This is a genomic window from Gemmobacter sp. 24YEA27 (assembly GCF_030052995.1).
In the GTDB taxonomy this organism is placed as follows: domain Bacteria; phylum Pseudomonadota; class Alphaproteobacteria; order Rhodobacterales; family Rhodobacteraceae; genus Pseudogemmobacter.
Genome location: NZ_JASJPW010000001.1, coordinates 2,469,818 through 2,491,615, shown reverse-complemented (window position 1 = coordinate 2,491,615; position 21,798 = coordinate 2,469,818). Strand labels below are relative to the sequence as shown.

The 21,798-nt window shown below is 63.4% G+C and carries 15 protein-coding genes and 3 pseudogenes; 5 read left to right on the top strand and 13 right to left on the bottom strand.

The window, feature by feature from the left end; genetic code table 11:
- Positions 1 to 33 precede the first annotated feature (33 nt).
- Complete coding sequence (locus QNO18_RS12455) at positions 34 to 639, top strand: hypothetical protein (protein WP_198838729.1); 606 nt, start codon at positions 34 to 36, stop codon at positions 637 to 639.
- A 36-nt stretch (positions 640 to 675) separates the two neighbouring features.
- Here the strand turns inward: QNO18_RS12455 and QNO18_RS12450 are convergent, their stop codons facing one another.
- From QNO18_RS12450 to guaB, 5 genes and pseudogenes are all read right to left on the bottom strand, one after another.
- The gene (locus tag QNO18_RS12450; RefSeq protein WP_283177920.1) at positions 676 to 3,006 is read right to left on the bottom strand and encodes an ATP-binding protein; all 2,331 of its coding nucleotides are present in this window, start codon (positions 3,004 to 3,006) and stop codon (positions 676 to 678) included.
- A gap of 153 nt (positions 3,007 to 3,159) precedes the next feature.
- On the bottom strand, positions 3,160 to 4,341 hold the full coding sequence (locus QNO18_RS12445; RefSeq protein WP_283177919.1) for an RsmB/NOP family class I SAM-dependent RNA methyltransferase: 1,182 nt from the start codon (positions 4,339 to 4,341) through the stop codon (positions 3,160 to 3,162).
- A 46-nt stretch (positions 4,342 to 4,387) separates the two neighbouring features.
- Positions 4,388 to 4,642, bottom strand: coding sequence for a hypothetical protein (locus QNO18_RS12440; protein ID WP_283177918.1), 255 nt, complete (start codon positions 4,640 to 4,642; stop codon positions 4,388 to 4,390).
- A gap of 559 nt (positions 4,643 to 5,201) precedes the next feature.
- Positions 5,202 to 6,146 (bottom strand): annotated as a pseudogene (locus QNO18_RS12435) (IS3 family transposase).
- A 315-nt stretch (positions 6,147 to 6,461) separates the two neighbouring features.
- A complete protein-coding gene (gene guaB, locus QNO18_RS12430; RefSeq protein ID WP_283177917.1) occupies positions 6,462 to 7,910 on the bottom strand; it encodes an IMP dehydrogenase in 1,449 nt (482 codons plus the stop codon).
- A gap of 187 nt (positions 7,911 to 8,097) precedes the next feature.
- On the opposite strand from guaB, the gene QNO18_RS12425 reads away from it, so the two are divergent.
- The gene (locus QNO18_RS12425) at positions 8,098 to 8,793 is read left to right on the top strand and encodes a type 1 glutamine amidotransferase (RefSeq protein ID WP_283177916.1); all 696 of its coding nucleotides are present in this window, start codon (positions 8,098 to 8,100) and stop codon (positions 8,791 to 8,793) included.
- 4 nt (positions 8,794 to 8,797) lie between these two features.
- Here QNO18_RS12425 and QNO18_RS12420 read toward each other — a convergent pair whose 3' ends face one another.
- Positions 8,798 to 9,808, bottom strand: coding sequence for a hypothetical protein (locus tag QNO18_RS12420; RefSeq protein ID WP_283177915.1), 1,011 nt, complete (start codon positions 9,806 to 9,808; stop codon positions 8,798 to 8,800).
- Positions 9,809 to 9,930: 122 nt separating this feature from the next.
- Between QNO18_RS12420 and speB the strand changes: the two genes are divergently transcribed.
- Positions 9,931 to 10,893, top strand: a complete 963-nt coding sequence (gene speB, locus QNO18_RS12415) for an agmatinase (protein WP_283177914.1) — start codon at positions 9,931 to 9,933, stop codon at positions 10,891 to 10,893.
- Between the two features lie 99 nt (positions 10,894 to 10,992).
- The gene (locus QNO18_RS12410; RefSeq protein WP_283177913.1) at positions 10,993 to 11,973 is read left to right on the top strand and encodes an ROK family protein; all 981 of its coding nucleotides are present in this window, start codon (positions 10,993 to 10,995) and stop codon (positions 11,971 to 11,973) included.
- 148 nt (positions 11,974 to 12,121) lie between these two features.
- Here the strand turns inward: QNO18_RS12410 and QNO18_RS12405 are convergent.
- Positions 12,122 to 12,780, bottom strand: a pseudogene (locus QNO18_RS12405) (dienelactone hydrolase family protein).
- Positions 12,777 to 13,412: a DNA-3-methyladenine glycosylase 2 family protein gene (locus QNO18_RS12400; RefSeq protein WP_283177912.1), complete on the bottom strand. Its 636-nt coding sequence runs from the start codon at positions 13,410 to 13,412 to the stop codon at positions 12,777 to 12,779. The pseudogene QNO18_RS12405 and the gene QNO18_RS12400 overlap by 4 nt, the downstream one beginning before the upstream one ends.
- 103 nt (positions 13,413 to 13,515) lie before the next feature.
- On the opposite strand from QNO18_RS12400, the pseudogene QNO18_RS12395 reads away from it, so the two are divergent.
- Positions 13,516 to 14,732, top strand: a pseudogene (locus tag QNO18_RS12395) (MFS transporter).
- Here QNO18_RS12395 and QNO18_RS12390 read toward each other — a convergent pair.
- From QNO18_RS12390 to QNO18_RS12370, 5 genes are all read right to left on the bottom strand, one after another.
- The gene (locus tag QNO18_RS12390) at positions 14,733 to 15,500 is read right to left on the bottom strand and encodes a squalene/phytoene synthase family protein (RefSeq protein WP_283177911.1); all 768 of its coding nucleotides are present in this window, start codon (positions 15,498 to 15,500) and stop codon (positions 14,733 to 14,735) included.
- Positions 15,497 to 17,116 carry a citramalate synthase gene (gene cimA, locus QNO18_RS12385; protein WP_283177910.1) on the bottom strand — a complete coding sequence of 540 codons (1,620 nt, stop codon included), beginning with the start codon at positions 17,114 to 17,116 and terminating at the stop codon, positions 15,497 to 15,499. The genes QNO18_RS12390 and cimA overlap by 4 nt, the downstream gene beginning before the upstream one ends.
- A 77-nt stretch (positions 17,117 to 17,193) precedes the next feature.
- Positions 17,194 to 18,555: a cysteine--tRNA ligase gene (cysS, locus tag QNO18_RS12380; RefSeq protein WP_283177909.1), complete on the bottom strand. Its 1,362-nt coding sequence runs from the start codon at positions 18,553 to 18,555 to the stop codon at positions 17,194 to 17,196.
- Positions 18,556 to 18,871: 316 nt separating this feature from the next.
- Entirely contained in the window at positions 18,872 to 19,480 is a 609-nt protein-coding gene (locus QNO18_RS12375) for an outer membrane beta-barrel protein (RefSeq protein ID WP_283177908.1), read from the bottom strand.
- Positions 19,481 to 19,823: 343 nt separating this feature from the next.
- Positions 19,824 to 21,644: an ATP-binding cassette domain-containing protein gene (locus tag QNO18_RS12370; RefSeq protein ID WP_283177907.1), complete on the bottom strand. Its 1,821-nt coding sequence runs from the start codon at positions 21,642 to 21,644 to the stop codon at positions 19,824 to 19,826.
- Between the last annotated feature and the right edge of the window lie 154 nt (positions 21,645 to 21,798).

Below are 21,798 nucleotides of genomic sequence, written 5' to 3'. Positions count from 1 at the left end.
AAAAGCCGCCAAAAACCGAAGAGGTATCCGCAGGTGCTGGTATTCTGGGACCAAAAGCTCGTTCTGCTCGCCACGCCAAAGACCGGCTCGACCTCGCTTGCGACGGCGCTCGAATCGCTTGCCTCGGTCTCGGTCCAGCGTCCGCCGGTGCTGAAACACACCACCGTCCATCGCTATCGCCGCTTTGTCGGCCCCTATCTCGAGGCCACATCAAAGACCGGCTGGACGGTTGTGGCGCTGATGCGCGAGCCGCGTGACTGGCTGAATTCCTGGTATCGGTTTCGCTCGCGCGAGGATCAGACCGATCCGGTGAAATCGACCAAAGGCATGAGCTTCGATGATTTCGTGCGCGCCTGGTGTTCCGACCCGCGCCCCGCCTTTGCCGATGTCGGCGCCCAGGAGAAATTCCTGCGCCCGCGTCAGGGTCAGGGAGTTGACCGGCTGTTCCGCTATGACGAGATTGATGTCTTCGTCGATTTTCTCGAAGACCGCCTTGGCTGTGAAATCATCTTGCCACATGTGAATGTCTCTCCCCCCGGGGAAACCCATCTGACGCCGGAAACCGAAGCGCTGCTGCATCGGGTCGCCAGCGCCGATTTCGCGCTTTATGAGACGCTGAAACATCCCGAACAGGCCTGACACCTGCACCGGGTCATCGATCCGGTCCGGCCAGCGTCAATGCAGCTGCCCCTGAACCGTCGCCGTCAGATCATTGAGCGAGAACGGTTTCGGCAGGAAGACCGAGTTCGGGATCTGTGACTGATCGGCGGCGAGGTGATCTTCGGTATAGCCCGAAACGAAGACCACCCTCGCATCGGGGCGGTCCTCCAGCGCGCGTTTCACCCAGGTCGGGCCGTCAAGGCCAGGCATCACCACATCGGTCACGAAAATATCGACCACCAGCGAAGGATCCTGCAAAAGATCTAGCGCTTCTTCGGCATTGGCGGCCTCGATCACGGTATAGCCGCGCATCTTCAGCGCACGGCTGGCAAAGGCGCGCACCGCAGCCTCATCCTCGACCAGCAGCACAACACCGGCGCCATTGCGCAGCATCAGCGGGCGCACGGGCTCCTCGGCCTGGATTTCCCCGGCGGTCAGGCCCTCGCGGACGGGGAACAGGATCTCGAATGTGGTGCCCTGATCCGGCGCGCTGTCGACAAAGACATAGCCGCCGGATTGTTTGACGATGCCGTAAACCGTCGAGAGGCCGAGCCCGGTGCCCTCGCCCGGGCGTTTGGTGGTGAAGAAGGGCTCGAAAATCTTGCCGATCCGGTCGGGCGGGATGCCGCAGCCGCTGTCTGTGACCCGGATCACCGCCCAGCGACCAGCCGGCACCGTCGCGCCGTCGCGGCTGACCGGCTGCGAGAGGCTGATATCTTCGGTCTCGATCAGGATCGTGCCCTTGCCGGACATCGCATCGCGCGCATTGACGACGAGGTTCATCAGCACCTGTTCCAGCCGCCGTCTGTCGGCCCGCACCTCACCCAGACCGGGGTCGTTTTTCAGGCTCAGCGTGATGCGCTCGCCGACCAGCCGGTTCAGGAGATGCGCGACCTCACTCAGCACATCCGAGAGGTCGAGCCGCTCTGGCTTCAGCGTCTGTTTGCGCGAAAAGGCCAGCAGCTGGCTGACAAGTGCCGCGGCGCGATTGGCATTCTGGCGGATCTGTTCCAGGTCCGAGAAATCGGTGTCCTCATGGCCGTGGCGGAGCAAAAGCAGGTCGCAATGGCCGGAGATCGCAGTCAGTAAATTGTTGAAATCATGCGCAATACCGCCGGTGAGCTGGCCGATCGCCTGCATTTTCTGGCTTTGATCAAACTGCGCCTCCATCTTCTTCAGCGCCGTCACATCCGAGAGGATCGCGAGCGCCTGCGCCCTGCCCTTTTCAACGAACCGGCTCAGCTGGACCTGAACGAAATTCTCCTCGTCCCCGCCCCCCGATATGCTGCCGGAACTGCCCCGCAGCCGCAACATCTCGGCCCCGGCCGGCAGGCGCTGTTCGATCACATCGGCCAGCCAGTCATTCACAGGACGGCCGAGATCCTCGAATAAATCATGCAGGGTCATCGTCTCGACCGAGCGTTCGCCAAGAAGATCGCGCGCCGCCCGGTTCGCCAGCCGCAGCCCCCCGTCAAGGCCGAATTTCATCAGCGCGACCGGCACGTTCTCGAAATCGACCTGCACCGTGTCTTCTTCGCGCTGCGCGGGCGCGGGAAGCAGAAATATCTCGCGCCGGTCCCCCGGCCCGTCCAGCTCTGCCACGATGGCACGCATCGAGCCGGTGGCCGTCGCAACCTCGACCTCTTCGCCGCTGGTCACCTTCGGTTGCAGGAAAATACGGTCCAGCCGTTTGGGGCGCTCGCCCAGCACCCGGCGCATCGCCTCGTTGGAAAACAGCACCACTCCGGCGCGGTTTGCGACCACCATCGGCAGGCTCAGCCCCTCGGCACCGCGCCCGGCGGGGCTGCGATCTTCAAATTCCTCGATCCGCCACAGGAATTTATCACTGGCAATCCGATGGACCGAGAGCCGCAAATGCCCCCGCCGGGTCACGATATCCTCATGCACGCCGCCATGTTGGGCTGCCCGCGATTGCAGCCGGTACATGACCGCCGAAGGCGAGGCGATCTGTTCATGCAGGTGTGCCGCGAGGGTCGCCGGGGTCTGTTCGCCGAAACGCGCAATCGCGGCGCTGTTGCGAAACAGGATCTGCCCCATGATATCAGTGGAAAAACAGGGGGCTACATCCTCGCCGATCAGCAGGGACAGCCGTGCATTCATCTGCTCTTCCTCGCGCCGCGCGATCCGCGCCATCGCCCAGAGCACGCAGGTCAGCAGCAAAAGCGCCAGCCCTGTCACCGCGAGCGTAAAGCGGAAGCCGCTTTCCCCCACCAGGATCGCAAGTGCAAGGCACACGGCGGCGACCGCAACCAGCCAGCCGGCACGAACCGCAAGGCTGCGTGCGCCGTTCAGGATCCCGCCGCCTTCATACCCCGGAGATTGCACCCATTCCTCCGCTTCCACGCCATTGCACCTGGCGAGCAAAGACCGGAATTCGTTAACGTCGTCTTAACCTCGATGACGTGAGCGCCACTTTCCGGGCAGGATGCCGCCCTGGCACCACCTTTCAAGGCGGGCAAAAATGACCGGAGCGGCGGATCAGGCCCGCGACAACAGCGCCGAGAAAAAGCCGTCGCCGCCCTCAAGCGGGCCATAGCGGCGACTGGAGGCCAGGGTCCAGCCGGTATGGCGGGCCAGAAAGGCTTCAACCTGATCCTCGTTTTCCGCGCGCAGGAAAGAACAGGTCGCATAGGCGAGCCAGCCGCCGGGCACGGTCATCGCGGCCGCACGGTCGAGAATTTCCGCCTGGAGGTGGGTCAGTGCGCCCAGTCGCTCCGGCGTCAACTGCCATTTCCCTTCCGGGTCGCGCCGCCAGCTGCCCGAGCCGGAACAGGGCACATCGGTCAGCACCAGATCATAGGGCGCAGCCTCCTCGGGCCTTGCGCTGAGCCGAACCTGCAGGCCCGCACGGGCGGCACGGGTTTTCAGATCTTCCATCCGGCGCGGGCTGGCGTCATGGGCGGTCAGCGCCAGCCGCGCCATCGCCCCCATCGCCAGGGTTTTGCCGCCGCCGCCGGCACAAAGATCCAGAACCTTCATCCCGTCTTTCAGGGGCAGCCCCAGCACCACCGCCTGCGAGGCGGCATCCTGCAATTCGACCAGCCCATCGGCAAAGACCCTGCCCGATGCGATCAGCCGCTGGCCGGAGCGCGCCTCCAATGCGGTTGCGGCAAGCGGATGCGGCACGGTCTCGATCCCTTCCGCCGCAAGCGCCACGATGGCGGCCCCGCGGCTGATCCGGGCGGTGTTAACGCGCAGGATCACCGGGGCACGCAACCGCATCGCCGCCATGACCGGCACGAAATCGGCCCCGAGCGCCTCGCGCAACGGGAGCTCAAGCCAGTCGGGAATGTCGAAGGCCTCGGCCCCTTCGGCGGAACGCGGCGTCTCGGACTCGCTCAGAGGCGCCGGCGCGTGGTCGGAACCGTCAAACCAGAGTCCGATATTCTCGCCCCTGAGCCGCAAAACGCCCAGCACAAGTGCCCGGCCGCTGGCCGCCGCCGCATCGGGTCCTGCACGCCCCCCCGCTCCTGCCATGGCAAGCGCCGAACGCCGCTGGCGCAGCGCATCGAAGACGAGATCACGCACCGCCGCGCGGTCTTTCGAGCCGGCAAAGCGCGAGGCCCTGCCCCAGGCAATCAGCGCCTTTTCGGCCGGGGCTCCGGCCAGGATCTGATCGAGGATCTCGATTGCTGCGGCGGCGCGGCCCGGGGAACGCATGTCGGTTTCCTTCCTGTGATCGACGGCCCTGTGACAGGGGATCACGTCATAAGACTGGCCTGGCCCTGATCGGATGAAACCGCGCCCAAGGCAAGACCATCGCCTTAAATGGATCACCCTGCCGCGCGACAGCCTTGATGCGGCGGGGCGTTGTGGTCAGATCCGATACCGGTTCAGGCCTGCCCAGCCAGGCATCAAACACCGCCCTCAGCCTGCTGCGGCAGCCTCTGATCCGGATAGTGCCGCCGCTGTTGATCATGCCGGTAGTGATTAACGCGATGTCGCTGTAACGCAGGTTCATCCCCCGAGCCCGGGCCATGTTTGCGGTTTCGCCAGCACATCCTTTCAGATTTGAGATGCACGGCGCAGCTGGTTGATCGCCACATCCTGGGCCTGCGCAGCACTCCGACCGGTGATCCCCTGAACCAAAAACGAAATCCGACACAGCAAAGGCCAGCGGCAGGCCTGCAAGATCTGCGTCGCCGCCCCAGGTGCAGTGCCTTCAGACCGCAAGGAAGGGTCATCCTGCATTTTCAGGCTGAGGCCACATGGTGAGTGGGGCGCTCATATCGGTGGCCCCGGAAAAGAAGACGCGCCACGACATCGCTCCCCGATGTTCCGGCTGGACTGTTGCGGTTAAGACCCCCTGTGCCAGGGCTTGTCTGGAGCTGAGCTGTAAACGATCCAGAAATCGAGATGCACTGTTGGTTGCAACGGTCCGCACCTCATCACGCGCCGTATCAAAGTGCAGAGTCTGGGTTTCGGGGCCGGCGTTGCCCTGGCGACAGAGGCACGGAAAAGGATGACGATCACATAATCGCGAAGGTGCTGCCCCCATCTTCTGAATGTCCCCGATTTTCTTAGACGCCTTCGCATCTCATCTTCTGCTGCCGTTCGAACTCGGGGGCGACAGCATCCCGTTCCTCGCATGCTTGCGCTTTGGATTGTAGAACATCTCGATGTAATCGAACACGTCCTGCCTTGCGTCTTCGCGGGTCCGGTAGGTCCTGCGCCTGATCCGCTCGCGCTTGAGGCGGTTGAAGAAACTCTCGGCGACCGCGTTGTCGTGGCAGTTGCCGCGGCGGCTCATCGAATGCTCAAGATTGTGGGCGCGTGAGGCAACGCAGCCCAATCCATGCAGGTCGAACTGGCTGCCCTGATCTGAGTGGATCAGCACCTTTCCCTTCGGTTTGCGCCGCCAGACAGCCATGAGCAGGGCCTGCAGAACGATATCCGTTGTCTGCCTGCTTTGCATCGACCAACCAATCACGCGCCGGGAATAGAGGTCGATGACCACAGCGAGACAGGCGAAGCCCTCCAGGGTCCGGATGTAGGTGATGTCCGTCACCCAAACCCTGTCCGGGGCCTCGACGTCGCACTGCCGGTCGAGGCCTCGCCGGTTCTCTCGAACCGGTGGCGCTCACCGGCTCGATATCGACCACGACTGATGGCTTGCCGCCATAGCTGCCGGGGCGGCGTTTATAGCCTGTCTGAGCCTTGATCCCCGCAATCTGTGCCAGCCGGGCGACCCGGTTCGGACAGATGCTTTCGCCCTGTTCAACCAGATCGTCATGCAGCTTGCGATATCCGTAGACTTTCCCACTCTCCGCCGAGGCGCTCCGCTGCAGTTCAGTCTGGCGCCTGTCTTCCTGGGCTCGTGCACTCATCGGAGCCTGTAGCCAGGCATAGAGCGAGTGCTTGCTCACCCCGAGCCGTTCAGAAACCTCGCTGACCGGGTAGCCCCGCTCCGTGATCTGAGCGACCGCATCGCGCTTGAAGTCGTCGCTGAAAGTGGTTGTGCCCATCATGGCCTCCTTGCCTCAAAATTAGCAAAGAAGGCGTCCACGAAACATGGGGCTATTCAGTCCGACCTTCATTGCGTCCGCAACCAGACCCTGGCGCTCGATAAACGCGGTTGGAGAGAGCCAGTCCCGTTCCTCTCGCTTCAGGTTTGCTTCTCGCAGGTGGATCGGGAGCCATCTTCCTGAGGATGATAAAACACTGGTTAAGATACAATAACTTGCCAAAGCACACCCAGGGCGCCTGGAGGCTGGCCTGATCCACGGATGTGAAAAAGGCGGCCCCGCAGGACCGCCTTTTTTCAGTTATCTGTCTTGGGCTCAGCCGACGCGGTAATTCGGGCTCTCGCGGGTGATCTGCACATCATGGACATGGCTTTCCTTAAGCCCTGCCCCGGTGATGCGGACAAATTCGCAGCCATTGCGCATATCGGCCACCGTAGCATTGCCGGTATAGCCCATCGCGGCGCGCAGCCCGCCCACCATCTGATGCAGCACCGTTGCGACCGGGCCTTTATAGGGCACCTGGCCTTCGATCCCTTCCGGGACCAGCTTGTCCGAGGCCGCATCCTTCTGGAAATAACGGTCCGCCGAGCCGCGCGCCATGGCGCCGAGGCTGCCCATGCCACGATAGCTTTTATACGAGCGGCCGTTCCACAGGATCACTTCGCCGGGGCTCTCATCCGTGCCCGCAATGGCCGATCCGACCATGGCGCAGCTGGCGCCCGCCGCGATGGCTTTCGCGAAATCGCCCGAGAATTTGATGCCGCCATCGGCGATCACCGGCACGTCTCCGGCAGCGGCTGCCGATTCCATGATTGCGGTCAGCTGCGGCACGCCCACACCCGCGACAATCCGGGTGGTGCAGATCGAGCCCGGGCCGATCCCCACTTTGACCGCATCCGCCCCTGCCCTGATCAGCGCAGCGGTCGCCTTGCCGGTCGCCACATTGCCCGCGACCACCTGGACCGAGTTCGAGAAATTCTTGATCCGCTCGACTGCAATCGCCACGCCTTCCGAATGGCCATGCGCGGTGTCGATCACCACCATATCCACCCCGGCCTCGATCAGAGCTTTCGAGCGGGCAAAGCCTTCTTCGCCAACGGTCGACGCTGCAGCAACACGCAGCCGCCCGAGATCATCCTTACAGGCCTGCGGGTTCAGGACCGATTGCTCGGTGTCTTTCAGGGTCAGAAGGCCAGTCAGCTTGCCCGTTCCGTCGGTCACCAGCAATTTCTCGATGCGGCGCGCCTTCATCAGACTGATCGCGGCATCACGGTCGACCGGCTCGTGCAGCAGCGCGAGATTGTCCGACGACATCATCACCGAGACCGGCGTTTTGTCATCCGAGGCAAAACGCATATCGCGATTGGTCACAATGCCAACGACGCGGTTATCGCCGTCCACCACCGGGAAGCCGGTGATGTTGTAGCGCTCCATCAGCTCTTTGGCATCTGCCAGCGTCTGATCGGCGCGCAGGGTGATCGGCGCATAGACCACGCCGGATTCGAACCGCTTCACCCGGCGCACTTCGCGGGCCTGGGTCTCAATATCGAGATTGCGGTGGATCACCCCGATGCCACCGGACTGGGCCATGGCAATCGCCATTCGCCCCTCGGTCACCGTATCCATCGCGCTGGACAGAAGCGGGATGTTCATCCGGATGGATTTCGTCACAAAGGTCGAGGTATCTGCCGTGTTTGGCAGAACCGAGCTTGCTGCGGGAACAAGCAGGACATCGTCGAAGGTGAGAGCCTCGCGAATCTCCATAGGAATCTCCTCAGGGATCGTCGTTTGGCGGTTCCCCTTTTCACTTCCCCGCCGGTTGCGCAAGGGGGTCTGCCCGGCTTTTGTGAAACAGATCCGTGAAATACGTCTTTCACCCGCTTTGCCCCCTTGCCTGTTCGCGGGCGCCCTGACGATATGGCAGGAATAATTCTTTCCCAGGGACCGGCCCATGCGCGTCACTATCGTCGAAAACACTCCCAGCACCCAGCACGGCCAGGTCGGCATCGCGCTGCATGAGGCGGGCGCCGCGATCAACCTGATCAAGCCGCGGAATGGCGAGGCTCTGCCGCTTTCGCCCGATACCGATGCGCTGGTGGTATTTGGCGGCGAACAATATGCCGATGATGTCGAGACGCATCCCTATCTCGACCCGCTGGCCGATCTGATGCGCGCCTATAGCCTGGCCGATAAGCCGGTTCTGGGGATCTGCCTCGGCTCGCAGATCCTTGCGCGCGCCTTTGGCGGGCAGAACCTGCGCGGCGTCGCGGTCGAGGCCGGCTGGTGCGAGGTCACGCCCTTGCCCGAGGCGGCGGAGGACGCGGTGATGCAGGCAGCGACCGGGCCATTCCGCATCTATCAGATGCATACCGACACCTTTACGCTGCCTGAAAATGCGGTGCGTCTGGCCAGTTCTCCGGTCGCAGAGAACCAGTGTTTCCGTATCGGCCGCGCCACTTACGGCATGCAGTTCCATTTCGAAGCGAACCGCAACGTCGCCGCCGCATGGAACCGCGAATTCCCCGATGTAATCGAAGGCACCCGCAAAGGATGGGTTCAAGACATGCCGGCCGAGGCCGAAAAATGGGGCGCGGCTGCCGATGAAACCGGCCTCGCCCTGGCCCGCGCCTGGGTCGCCCTGATCTGAGCGGTCAGGCCTCGCCGGTATTGGTCATATCGGCGAGCCTTCCCTTTGGCCAAAGCCTGAAAATCCGCCAGCAAACCACTGCTGCAAATACAGAAACGGCCAGCAAGACGGCAGCGGATGTCCCTGTGGCGCCACCCTGTACCAGGCTGTCTGCCACCAGAACAACCGGCCAGATCGCACTGCCCCAGATCGGTGTGAATCCCGCCCGTCCCAGCCAGCCGGCTGCTGCGACAATCACGAACAGCATAATATGAGCGGCCAGTCCCAGAACCGCAGCCAGGGTTTCCTGACCAAAACTAAGCGCGACAATGGCGCAAAGTGCAACCGGCGCCAGATGCAGCACCAGCATTGGCCGCAGAGGTGCCGGAGTCTGCTCGCGCAACAGCCCGATCAGCCCGGCCAGCAAAGCAAGACCTGCTGGCACCAGACAAATCACGCTCAGACCAAGGGCTGCGCCGGTCCAGCCTTGCCCAATCAGTGCAGGCACCGCAACCAATGGCCCTGCGTAAATCAACTGCATCCCCGGATCTCGCCAGACCCATGAATGAGACCCGGCTTCGCGCCACTTGCGCCATGCCAGGGTGAAAAAGACCAGGGCCAGACCCAGATGTGACACCAGCGCGACCAGGGTCAGCCCCAATGAGATCGCAGGCCAGAGAGGCCGGATCATCTGGCCCGCAATCATCCCAGAAATCATCGCCGAAAACAGCCCGTTGCGGGAAACGATAACCCGAAAATCATCTGTAATTACAGAAGGTCGCCGAACGATCCTCGCAATCAACGCGAAGATACAGAACAGCCAGAACGCCAGTAAGATCCCCGCCGCCATTTCTGCCGCCGCCACCGGCAGATCGGTGGCAATCAGCACCTCGCGCAGAACCAGAGGCACCGACATCAGCCCGGCCAGCGCGGTAAAAATCACCGGCGGCGTCCGGGCAAAAATCCGGGTCTGGTGCGGCGGAAATTCCGGCGCCGGAAAGCGTTTGGGGCGGAACTCTGCAGGATCCTGGGACATGGTCACCTCCTCTGCGCAGCAAAGCCGGGAATTGCGGTCGCCTCAAGGCGATCTGATGTCGCGGCCGGGCTTGCCATTCTGCAACGTCAGCACCAATGTCGCGCGAAACGGGGAGAGACCTTATGACTTCGAACACCACAAAGCCCGCCCGGCTGAACCTGCCCTTCGTGGGAATTTCCACTTTCGGCAAAAACGCTTACCAGCCTGACTGGGACAAGATTGACGCCGATGTGGCGGTGATGGGCGCGCCTTTCGACTTTGGAACCCAGTTCCGCGCCGGCGCCCGTTTCGGGCCGCGCGCGATCCGCGAAGCCTCGACGCTGTTTTCCTTCGGTCTGGGCGGCGCCTATGATCACGAGGATGACGCGACCTATCTGGCCGAGGATGTGCGGATCGTCGATATCGGCGATGCGGATATCGTCCATACCGATACCGAAACCAGCCACGCCAATATCGAGGCCGGCGTGCGCGCCATGCTCGATGCCGGCGCGCTTCCGGTGGTGCTGGGCGGAGATCATTCGATCAATATCCCCTGTATCCGCGCCTTTGAGGGCCGTGGCCCGATTCATATCCTGCAAATCGACGCGCATCTCGATTTCGTCGATATCCGGCATGGCGTGCGTCACGGCCATGGCAACCCGATGCGCCGCGCCGCCGAAAAGGACTATGTCACCGGGATCACCGCTCTCGGGATCCGCAATGTGTCCTCAACCGCGAAAGACGGCTATGACGCGGCGCGCAAGATGGGCGATGACATCATCTCGGTGCGCCAGGCCCGCAAACTGGGCACCGAGGGCGTCCTGGCGCGCATCCCGGCAGATGCCCGCGTCTATGTGACGATCGACATTGACGGCTTCTGCCCCTCGATCGCGCCGGGCACCGGCACGCCCTCGCATGGCGGCTTCCTCTATTATGAAGTGCTCGAAGTGCTGCAGGCCGTCGCCAACCGCCATGAGGTGGTCGGCATGGACCTGGTCGAGGTGGCGCCGGACTATGATCACTCCGGCTCGACGCAGATCCTTGCGGCCCAGGTGCTGCTGAATTTCCTCGGTTTCATCTTCCATGCGCGCGGGAAACGCGGCTGAGGCTTGCCGTGACCGGGTCTGACCCGGTATCAATCGGCAGATGATAGCGATAACGGCAGCGGGAACATCCCGCTGTCCGGTCTTGTGATGGAGTGACCTATGGCCCTGGCGATCCTTGCCGATATCGGCGGCACCAATACGCGGGTCGCCCTGGCTGATGGGGCACAGGTGGTCGAAGGCTCGATCCGGCGCTTTCCGAATGCGGAATACAAGGCGCGTGGCCAGGACATTGCCGCGATCCTGCGCGACTATCTCGCGGATGCCGGCGCGATGGTTGAGGGCGTCTGTGTCGCCGCCGCCGGCCCGGTGCAGGACGGGGTCGCGACCATGACCAATCTCGACTGGGTAATGGATGAAGACAAATTGCGCGGCGCCACCGGCGCGCATCGGGTCTCGATCCTGAATGATCTCCAGGCCCAGGGCCACGCGCTCGGCCATATCGCGCCCGGTTGCCTGAGGCCGCTGATCGACGGTGCGGCGGTTCCGGGCCAGACCATGCTGGTTGTGGGGCTCGGGACCGGGGTCAATGCCGCACCGGTCTATGGCCACGGGGCCGATCGCGTGGTGCCGCCCTCTGAAAGCGGCCATATGAACATGCCGGTCCGCAGCGAGGAGGACCTCGCGCTTCTGCGGTTCATCGAGGCGCTGCTGCAGGATCGCGGTGAGGTCGCACATTGCGGCGTCGAGGAAGTCCTTGCCGGGCGTGGCCTTGCCAATCTCTACAGTTTTGCAAGCCATCGGGCCGGCAACCGGGACGAGAAATCCTCTGCCGAAATCCTCAGGCTGCTGACGGCGGGAAACCCGGTCGCAACAGATGCCGCAAGGCTCTACAGCCATATCCTGGCCGGTTTTCTCTCTGATCTGGCGCTGAGCTATCTGCCCTGGGGCGGCATCTATCTGATCGGCGGCATGGCCCGGGCGATGACGCCCTGGTTCGAACAGCATCACCTCGCCGCACAGTTCCGCGAACCGCGCCGGGTCGATCTCCTGACCCATGCCTTCCGCGTCTCGGTCGTGGAAGATGACTACGCCGCCCTGACCGGCTGCGCCGCCTGGCTTGAGGCGCTGCGCCCGCATTGAAACGCTGCGCCTCCGGCTGATTGCGGAAGCCTCCGGCGGGGATATTTAGAGACAGATGAAATCAGCTGAGGACTTTCATCTGTCTCTAAATATCCCGGGGAGTCCCGGAACGGGACGGGGGCAGCGCCCCCAGCCCGACCAGTGAAAATCACCCCGGCAGGCGTTCTTTCAGGAAGCCGAGCGCCGCGCCAAGGCCGTCGGGCGCGATACCGTGACCGGTTCCCTGCATCACATGCGCATAGGTCTCGAATCCGGCGCTGACCAGCGCGTTTCCTGCAAGGGACATATCCTCAAAGGGGACCACCGGATCCTGATCGCCATGGATCAGCAGCACCGGGGCTTCACCTTCGCCTCGGCTGAGAGCAATTCCGGAGCGAGCAGCCGTCCGGAAATAGCGACAATACCCGCCAGTGGCAGGCTGCGGCGGGGGGCGACATGCAGGCTCATCATCGCGCCTTGTGAAAACCCGATCAGCGCAAGGGCAGATGGCTCCAGCCCCTCGTCTTTCAGCCTCGCATCCAGAAAGCCGTTCAGGTCTTCTGCCGCCGCAAGCAACCCCTGGCGCGCCGCTTCTTCGGAGGAGCCGTCAAGCCATGGGATCGGGAACCACTGCCGCCCGAATGGCGTGCCGGCGCAGGGTTCCGGCGCGTCGGGCGCGGCAAAGGCCGTATCCGGCAGATGCGGCGCCAAAGCATCGGCAAGGCCCAGAAGGTCATTTCCGTCGGCGCCGTAACCATGCAGGAACACGATCAGCGATTTCGCCCGTCCCTGCGCTGCACCCTTGCGTCCGAAATTCAGCTCTCTCATCCCATGATCCCTTCACGGCCCCTGTCCACCCGGTAGTAGGACCACAAAAGCCGTGCCGCAACCGATCTCCAGGGGGCCCAGGCCAGTGACATGGCGCGAAGATCCTTTTCCGAGGGGCGTTCGTCGAGGCCAAACAGCCTGCGCGCGGATTCCTGCAAAGCCAGATCGCCGGGCGCGAAGACATCGGCATGGCCAAGCGCGAACATCGCATAGATCTCGGCGGTCCAGCGCCCGATCCCGGGCAGCGCCACCAGCGTTGCAATCACCCCATCGGTCGGCGCCTGCCTGAGGCCCGCATAATCCAGCCGCGCCGCTGCTAACGCCCTGGCATAGCGTGCCTTCTGTCGTGAAAGGCCGGCCGCGCGCAGATCCTCTTCGCTGGCCGCGTCAATGCGGTCCTCATCGAGATAGCCCGCCGCCGCCATCCGTGCCCGGATCGCTGTGGCCGAAGCGACCGAGACCTGCTGCGAGATGATTGCATCCAGCAGCGCTTCGAATCCGTCGGCGCGCAGCCGCAATGGCGGCATTCCGGTCAGCCCGGCGGCACGGGCAAAGCGCGGATCGAGGCGCGAGAGCCAGTCGATCCCTTCGGCGAGACAGGGCTCGCCCAGAATGATGCGGGGCGTGGTCATGGGCGCATCCTGATCATGAGCCGCGGCCAATGGCAATCCGCCGCAGTGCCACGGTGCTGGCGGCCCCTTGACCCTGCCCCCCGGGAAGCCCTTACCTCAGGCCATGACCGCGACTCATCCCTCTCCCGCTTCCGACGCGCTGGCCAGGCGCAATGTGATGATCCTGATCATCGCCCAGGCACTCCTGGGCGCACAGATGCCGCTGATCTTCACCGTGGCGGGGCTGGCGGGGCAGAGCCTTGCCTCAAACATCTGCTGGGCGACGCTTCCGATCACGCTCACGGTGCTGGGTTCGATGCTGAGTGCCACGCCGATATCGGCCTTCATGCAGCGCTACGGGCGGGCGGCAGGGTTTATCCTCGGTGCGCTTGGCGGCGCGCTCGGCGGGGGCTTCGGCGCCTGGGGGCTGTGGGTGGGCAGTTTCACCCTCTTTTGCATCGGAGCTTTCTGTTCCGGCATCTATATGAGCGCGCAGGGCTTCTACCGGTTCGCCGCGGCGGATACCGCATCAGACAGCTTCCGCCCACGCGCCATTTCCTGGGTCATGGGGGGCGGGCTGCTTTCCGCGATGCTGGCGCCGCTGATCTTCCGCGCGACCTCGGATGCGCTGGTCATCACCTTTACCGGCAGCTATCTCGCCATCATCGCAATCAACCTGATAGGTCTTTTCCTGTTCTTCGCGCTGAAAATCCCACGCCCTGTTGCGCGTGTCGATACTGGCCAGGGCCGCAGCCGGGGCGAGCTGATCCGCACCCCCGTGATCGCAGTCGCGATGATCTGCGCCACGGTCTCTTACGCGCTGATGAACCTCGTCATGACCTCGTCGCCGCTGGCCGTGGTGGGCTGCGGCTTTGAGAAATCCGACGCCTCGAACATCGTCTCGGCCCATGTGCTGGCCATGTATCTGCCAAGTTTCTTCACGGGCCATCTGATCGCCCGTTTCGGGGTCGAGAAGATCATCGCCATCGGGCTGATGATCCTCGCCGGTGCCGGAGCGGTCGCGATGACCGGCGTCCAGCTTGAGCATTTTTACGCCGCGCTGATCCTGCTTGGCCTTGGCTGGAATTTCGGCTTCATCGGCGCGACCACGATGCTGACCGCCGCACAGCGCCCGGAAGAGCGTGGCCGCCTGCAGGGGCTGAATGATCTGGTCGTATTCGGGGGCGTGACGCTGGCGTCGCTGTCCTCAGGCGGGCTGATGAACTGCTCGGGGGATCGCCCCAGACCGGCTGGCAGATGGTCAATCTTGCGATGCTGCCTTTCCTCGTGCTGGCCGGCGGGGCGCTGATCTGGCTCTGGCTGCGCCCGAAAGAGGCGTGATCAGAACCGCCCGCTGAGCGCCTGCCATAACAACCCGCCGCGCCGGCTGAATTCCGCAAGTGTCAGCCGGCCCTCGGCGATCGCAGCCGGATCAGCCGAAGCGCGCGCCAGAACCGCCCCGGCCTGCCAGCCCGGCAAAAGCGCCGCCCGCGCCGCCCGCGGGATGCGGCGTCGCCCTGCCCTTGCCGCCTTCAGCCACCCGAGCCCCTCACGCGCCAGCGCCTCCGGCGCGGCCTCGGGCAAGGGGTGACGGCCCCGCGCGGTCAGTTCCGGCACCGCGAGGAAATAGCCCGCCATCGCCGAGGCCCGGCCATAAAGCCGCACCTGCTCTTCTGCCGCAGGCCCTGCCCCAAGCGCCAGCGCCGAAAGCCACATCAGCCCGCCACCGGTCGCGCCCAGATAGTCGTAAAAGGCGGTCTCCGAGGTGAAAACCCCACCCCAGGCGTCATGGCGGCGCGCCTCGATCATCTGGTCAAAGGCCTCGAATGGCAGCGATTTGTCGCGGATCAGCGCGTTCAGCGGCCCCGCCACCTCATGCGCACGCGCGGGCTCTCCGGCAATCGCGGCCTCGACCACCTCGCGCCACCACTGCAGCCGCATCTCGGCGATCATCGGCTCTTTCGTGGCCCAGGGGATGCGCGCCAGTTCCAGATTGAACGCGTAAAGCGGCAAAAGATCAGCCCGCGCCTGAACCGGCGCCGCCATCAGCGCCTGCCAGCGGTCGGGATCGCCGCGCGCAACCAGCGCGGCACAGGCGTCAAGGCTCACGATGCCGCCTCCGTATCGCGGGTCAGCTTCCAGCGCACCGCGTCAAGCAGCGCCTCGAAAGACGCATCAACTATGTTGGGCGAGACCCCAACCGTCGACCAGCGACGTCCCTTGCCATCCTCACTGTCGATGATCACCCGGGTAACCGCCTCGGTGCCGCCCTGCGTGATCCGGACCTTGAAATCCACGAGCCGCATATCCCCGATCAGCGCCTGCCAGGGGCCGAGATCCTTGGCCAGTGCCTTCCACAAGGCATTGACCGGGCCGCGGTCATTCCCCGCCCCGTCCTGGCTTTCCGAAACCGAAAGCATCCGTTCACCCCCGGCATCGACCACCACCACCGCCTCTGAGAGGGTCCGGCGGCTGCCATCGGGCTCATCGCGCCGCTCGACCGTCACCCGGTAGCGCAGCACTTCGAAAAAATGCGCAGCCAGCCCCAGTTCGCGCCGCGCCACCATCTCGAACGAGGCCTGGGCGCCATCATAGGCATAGCCCTGATCTTCACGCCGTTTCACCTCTTCAAGGATCAGCGCAAGGCGCGGGTCTTTCGGATCGACCATGATCCCCGCTGCCGCCAGCTGCGCACGCAGGTTTGACTGCCCGGCCTGGTTCGACATCGGGATCTGGCGGGTATTGCCGACAAGCCCCGGATCCATATGCTCATAGGTCGAGGGATCCTTGAGGATCGCACTGGCATGCAGACCCGCCTTATGGGCAAAAGCCGAGGCCCCCACATAGGGCGCCGAGCGCAACGGCACCCGGTTCAGGATATCGTCCAGCATCCGGCTGGTCTTCACCAGCGTGGCCATCGCCTGATCGGTGACCCCGGTTTCAAGCGCCTCCACAAAGGGCGCTTTCAACTTCAGTGTCGGGATCAGCGTCACCAGATTGGCATTGCCGCAGCGCTCGCCCAGCCCATTCAGCGTGCCCTGGATCTGACGGCACCCAGCCTCGACCGCCGCCAGCGAATTGGCGACAGCATTGCCGGTATCGTCATGGCAATGGATGCCAAGCCTCGCCCCCGGAATGCCCGCCGCGATCACCTCGCGCACCACCTGCCCGACCTCACCTGGAAGTGTTCCGCCATTGGTGTCGCAAAGCACGATCCAGCGCGCGCCCGCCGCTTCGGCTTCGCGCAGACAATCCAGCGCGTAGCCCGGATTGGCGCGGTAACCATCAAAGAAATGCTCGGCATCAAACAAAGCCTCGCGCCCTTTCGCCACGACATGGCGCAAAGACGCTGAAATCGCGTCGAGGTTTTCCTCCAGCGTCACACCAAGCGCGGTGGTGACATGAAACTCATGGGTCTTGCCCACCAGGCAAACCGCCGGCGTTCCCGCATCCAGCACCGCCGCCAGCATATCGTCATTCTCGGCCGACCGTCCGACCCGCTTTGTCATGCCAAAAGCGGTCATCACCGCCCGGGTCTGTGGCGCCTCGCGGAAGAAATCGCTGTCGGTCGGGTTCGCGCCCGGCCAGCCGCCCTCGATGTAATCCACCCCAAGCCGGTCGAGCGCCCGCGCAATCGCCACTTTCTCTGCGGCCGAGAATTGCACGCCCTGGGTCTGCTGCCCGTCACGCAAAGTGGTATCAAAGAGATAAAGACGCTCTTTCATTCCGGCGCCCCTTCTTCTTGAAGCAAATATTCCCGGGGGTGTGGGGAGCAGAAAGCCCCCGCTGCCTGCCGCATCCATCAGTCCAGCGCCTCCAGCCTTGCTGCGTCAAAACCGGGGCCCGGCATCAGTTCTACCCCCGCTTTCGACATCCGCACCTCAACGCCTGCCGCCAACAACGCGGCTTTCATCGCATCAACTGGCGCGAAATCTTTCGATACCATCGCCGCTTCGCGCAAGGATGCCAGCCGGGCAGCCCAGGGAGCGAGGTCAATCCCTGCCCCCGTCCAGGCCCCCATGTGATCCTCCAGAAGACCCAGCATCACGGCCGAGGCCTTCAGCCCCGCCGCATCGCCGTCGCGGGCCAGTTCATGCAAGACCGCAATCGCGCCCGCCGTGTTCAGATCATCTGACAGCGCCTCGACCACCCGGGGTGCAGGCTCGCCCGGCGACACGCCTTCCACCAGCTGACGCCATTTGCGCAATGTCCCCTCGGCCTGGATCGCCTTTTCATGCGTCCAGTCCATCGGCTTGCCGTAATGGGTGCCCAGATAGACCATCCGGATCACCTCGCCCGGATAGCCCTGATCCAGCAGATCGCGCACAGTGAAGAAATTGCCGAGGGATTTGGACATCTTCTTGCCTTCGACCTGGAGCATCTCATTATGCATCCAGACCCGTGCAAAAGACCCATGCGGATGGGCGCAGCAGCTTTGCGCGATCTCATTCTCATGATGCGGGAATTGCAGATCGAGCCCACCGCCGTGAATGTCGAAGCTCTCGCCAAGCAATTCATATGACATTGCCGAGCATTCGATATGCCAGCCGGGCCTTCCGTACCCCCAGGGGCTTTCCCAGCCGGGAACGCCTTCGTCCGAAGGCTTCCAGAGCACGAAATCCATCGGGTCTTCTTTATAGGGCGCAACCTCGACCCGGGCGCCGGCGATCATATCATCGACCGAACGCCCCGACAGCGCGCCGTAATCCTGGTAGCTGCGCACCCGGAACAGAGCATGACCCGAGGCGGCATAGGCATGGCCGCTTTCGATCAGCCCCTCGATCATCGTGATCATCGCGCCAATATATTCGGTTGCGCGCGGCTCATGCGTCGGGCGCAACGCGCCAAGCGCATCCATATCTTCGTGATACCAGCGGATGGTTTCATCGGTGATGTCGCGGATCGGGCGGCCGGTTTCGGCGGCGCGGGCGTTGATCTTGTCATCAACATCCGTGAAGTTTCGCGCATAAACCACTGAATTATCGCCATAAACATGCCGCACCAACCGGAACAGTGTGTCGAACACAACCACCGGGCGGGCATTACCGATATGGGCGCGGTCATAGACGGTCGGGCCACAGACATAGATCCGCACCCGATCCCTGTTGATCGGCTCAAACACTTCCTTGCGACGCGTCTTCGTATTGGTCAGCCGGATGGTCACCCGTTATGCTCCTCGCGCGATGCTTCTCCCCCGCGCGGGGCTTACCGGTTCTGTCTGGGATAAGACGAAGCCGCCCGCGCGATCCTGGATCAGCGGGTAATGCAGCAGATGAAGGTCATGCGCAATCTTGTCATTCGACCGGCCCCTTCACTTTGGGGTCCTGCGCCCCATTTCACTATTTGTCGTCGTGTTGCTCTGTGCCATGGCTGTGCGGCGAGTCCAAGACCTTTCCTGCGCCCTGAGCCACGACGTCGGAAAAAAAAGGCGCCGCCAATGGCTGGCGGCGCCCGGATTGCAGATGGGTCAGTGCCCTGGATCAGAAGCGGTAGTTCGCCCGGATCGCGAAAGTGCTGCCGTCAAGATCGACGCCGGAATTGTCGAAATTGTCGTATTTGTTGTACAGGTATTCGGCACCCACGACCCAGTTATTGCCGAGGTCATAGTCATAGCCGAGACCGGCGACCCAGCCATTGTCCGAGTAATTGGTGCCTGCGATGCTGGCCTTGGCCCAGGACGCACCGGCGGTCGCATAGATCAGCGACTGGCCGAGATCATAGCCGAGCTGCAGCTTGAGGTCGGTTTTGTTCTTCAGCTTGGCGTCGACCGCATCATCCTTGATGTTCGAGCCCGCGAAAGCCCCTTCAACACCGATCACGGTATTGCCGAGGTCCCAGCGATAGCCGAGCTGCACGCCGCCGATTGCGCCGTCGCCATCCAGCACTTTCACGCCGGCGGTTTCGCCGTCGAAGTTGCCATAACCAAGGCTTGCACCACCGTAAAAGCCAGCCCAGTTGCCTTGCGGGGCCGAGACCACGACCGGCGCCGGGGCGATCACCACTGGCTCATCCACCACGACGGCCGGGCCGCCGGCAAAAGCAGGGGCTGCCAGTGCACTGAAAGCGAGGATCGCTGCGATACGTTTCATTCGTTAACTCCTTTGTTCCGCATCCCCCCGATCGGGCTCCGGACAGTGCCTTCAGAGAAAAGCGCCGCGCTGATCCATGAGGAGCAGGAGCGCCATTCCCTCGTCACTTGCCAGACAGCATCCGGATTACCGGAAGCCGCCTCCGCCGGGGATGTGCTGCGCAAGACATCGGAGCCTTTGAGCCGCTGCGCAACCCGACCTCACCAGGGCGTGAGCATTGCGCGATCAATTGTGAACAGGTCGGTTCACCCCTGGCCAAAAGCCGCCTGGGCCAGATTGAAAACCGGCTGCATTCCGCCCGTGTCGCCGGGCGGAATGCCAGTCAGAGCAGATTGGAGAGCGTTCAGCCCTGGCCTTCGGCCCGTTCCGCGAGGCCGAGCCATTCCGCTTCCGCCGCAGCCAGTGCCGCCTCACGTTCGGCCAGCATCTCACTGGCCTTGCGGAACTTGACTGGTTCGCGTTCGAACAGATCGGCCTGGGCAAGAAGGTCGCTGAGGCGGTTGATCTCTGCCTCCAGCTTTTCCATCTGCGACGGCAGGTCCGCGAGCCGCTTTTTTTCTGTGAAAGACAGAGCAGAACCATTTGAAGTGGCTGCGGTTTCTTTCTCGACGGCTTTTGGCGCGGCCTTTGGGGCTGCGATCATTTGCGCCTGCCGGTCAGGCCTTTGGCGCACATAATCCGACCAGCCGCCGGGATAGGCCGTCACCTGGCCATCCCCCTCCATCGCCACCGTTGCAGTCGCCACCCGGTCGATGAAATCGCGGTCATGGCTGACCAGCAGCACCGTCCCGTCAAATTCGCCCAGGATATCCTGCAGCAGATCAAGCGTTTCGACATCAAGGTCATTGGTCGGCTCGTCCAAGATCAGAAGATTGGACGGCAAGGCCATAATTTTAGCCAGCAAAAGCCGCGCCTTCTCGCCGCCCGACAGCGAGCGCACCGGCGCCCGCGCCTGTCCCTCATCAAAGAGGAAATCCTTCAGATAGCCGACCACATGTTTCGGTATACCCCGCACCATGACCTGGTCCGACGCCCCCGAAACTGCCATCAGCGGGTCACCGGTCAGGTTTTCCCAAAGGCTCGCATCCGGATCGAGGCGCGAACGCGTCTGGTCGAAAACCGCGATCTCAAGACTGGTCCCAAGCGTGACCGTCCCGGCATCAGGTGCAATCTCGCCGGTCAGCAGTTTCAGCAGCGTGGTCTTGCCAACCCCGTTCGGGCCGACAAAAGCCACACGGTCACCGCGCTGCACCCGCAGGTCAAAATCCCTGACAATCGTCTTATCGCCAAACCCCTTGGTCAGCCCGACCGCCTCAATCACCCGTTTGCCCGAGACCGGCCCGCTTTCCAGCGCCATCGCCGCCGTGCCCTGGCGGCGGATCTGCGAGGACCGCTCCTCGCGCAGAGCCGCGAGCGCCCGGACCCGGCCCTGATTGCGCTTGCGGCGGGCAGAAATGCCCTCGACCGCCCATTTCGCCTCGGCCTTGATCTTGCGATCCAGCTTGTGACGCGCCTCGTCTTCTTCGGCCCAGATCGTCTCGCGCCAGTCCTCGAAACCGTCGAACCCGGATTCGCGCCGCCGCACCTCGCCGCGATCTATCCACAAAGTGGCGCGTGTCAGGGCCTTCAGAAACGTGCGGTCATGGCTGATCAGCACGAAGGCCGCCCGCGTGTCGCGCAGCTCATTTTCCAGCCATTCAATGGCCTGGATGTCCAGATGGTTGGTCGGCTCATCGAGGAGCATGAGTTCCGGTGCCTCGGCGAGCAGTTTCGCCAGAGCCGCCCGGCGTTTCTCGCCGCCGGACGCCGTCGCCACCGGCACATCCGGGTCGAATTTCAGCCCATCCGCCACGGTCGAGAGCCGCCATGCCTCATCCTCGGGCAATTTCGAGGCCGCGAATTCACCCAGAGTCGCAAAGCCGGACAGATCCGGATCCTGCTCCATATAGCCGACCGTGACGCCGGCGGGCACCACGACCTGGCCCTTATCCGCCTCAACAAGGCCGGCCATCACTTTCATGAGTGTGGATTTTCCGGTGCCATTGCGCCCGACCAGCGCCACCCGGTCACCCGGCTGAACGGTCAGCGAAAGATCATCAAATACCGGATTGCCGCCGAAAGTCAGCGAAATCCCCGAAAGCTGAAGAAGAGGTGCGCGTGCCATGCGCCTCCGCTATGCGCAGCCTTGCATGCCGTCAACTCCTCCTTTTCCTTCTGATAAAAATACTCCGGGGGTTCGGAGGCTGGCCCCCGACTGCGCCCTTGCCCCCACGCCGCACCATTCCTGTCGTGATCACGCCGCGAACAGGGCGCAACCT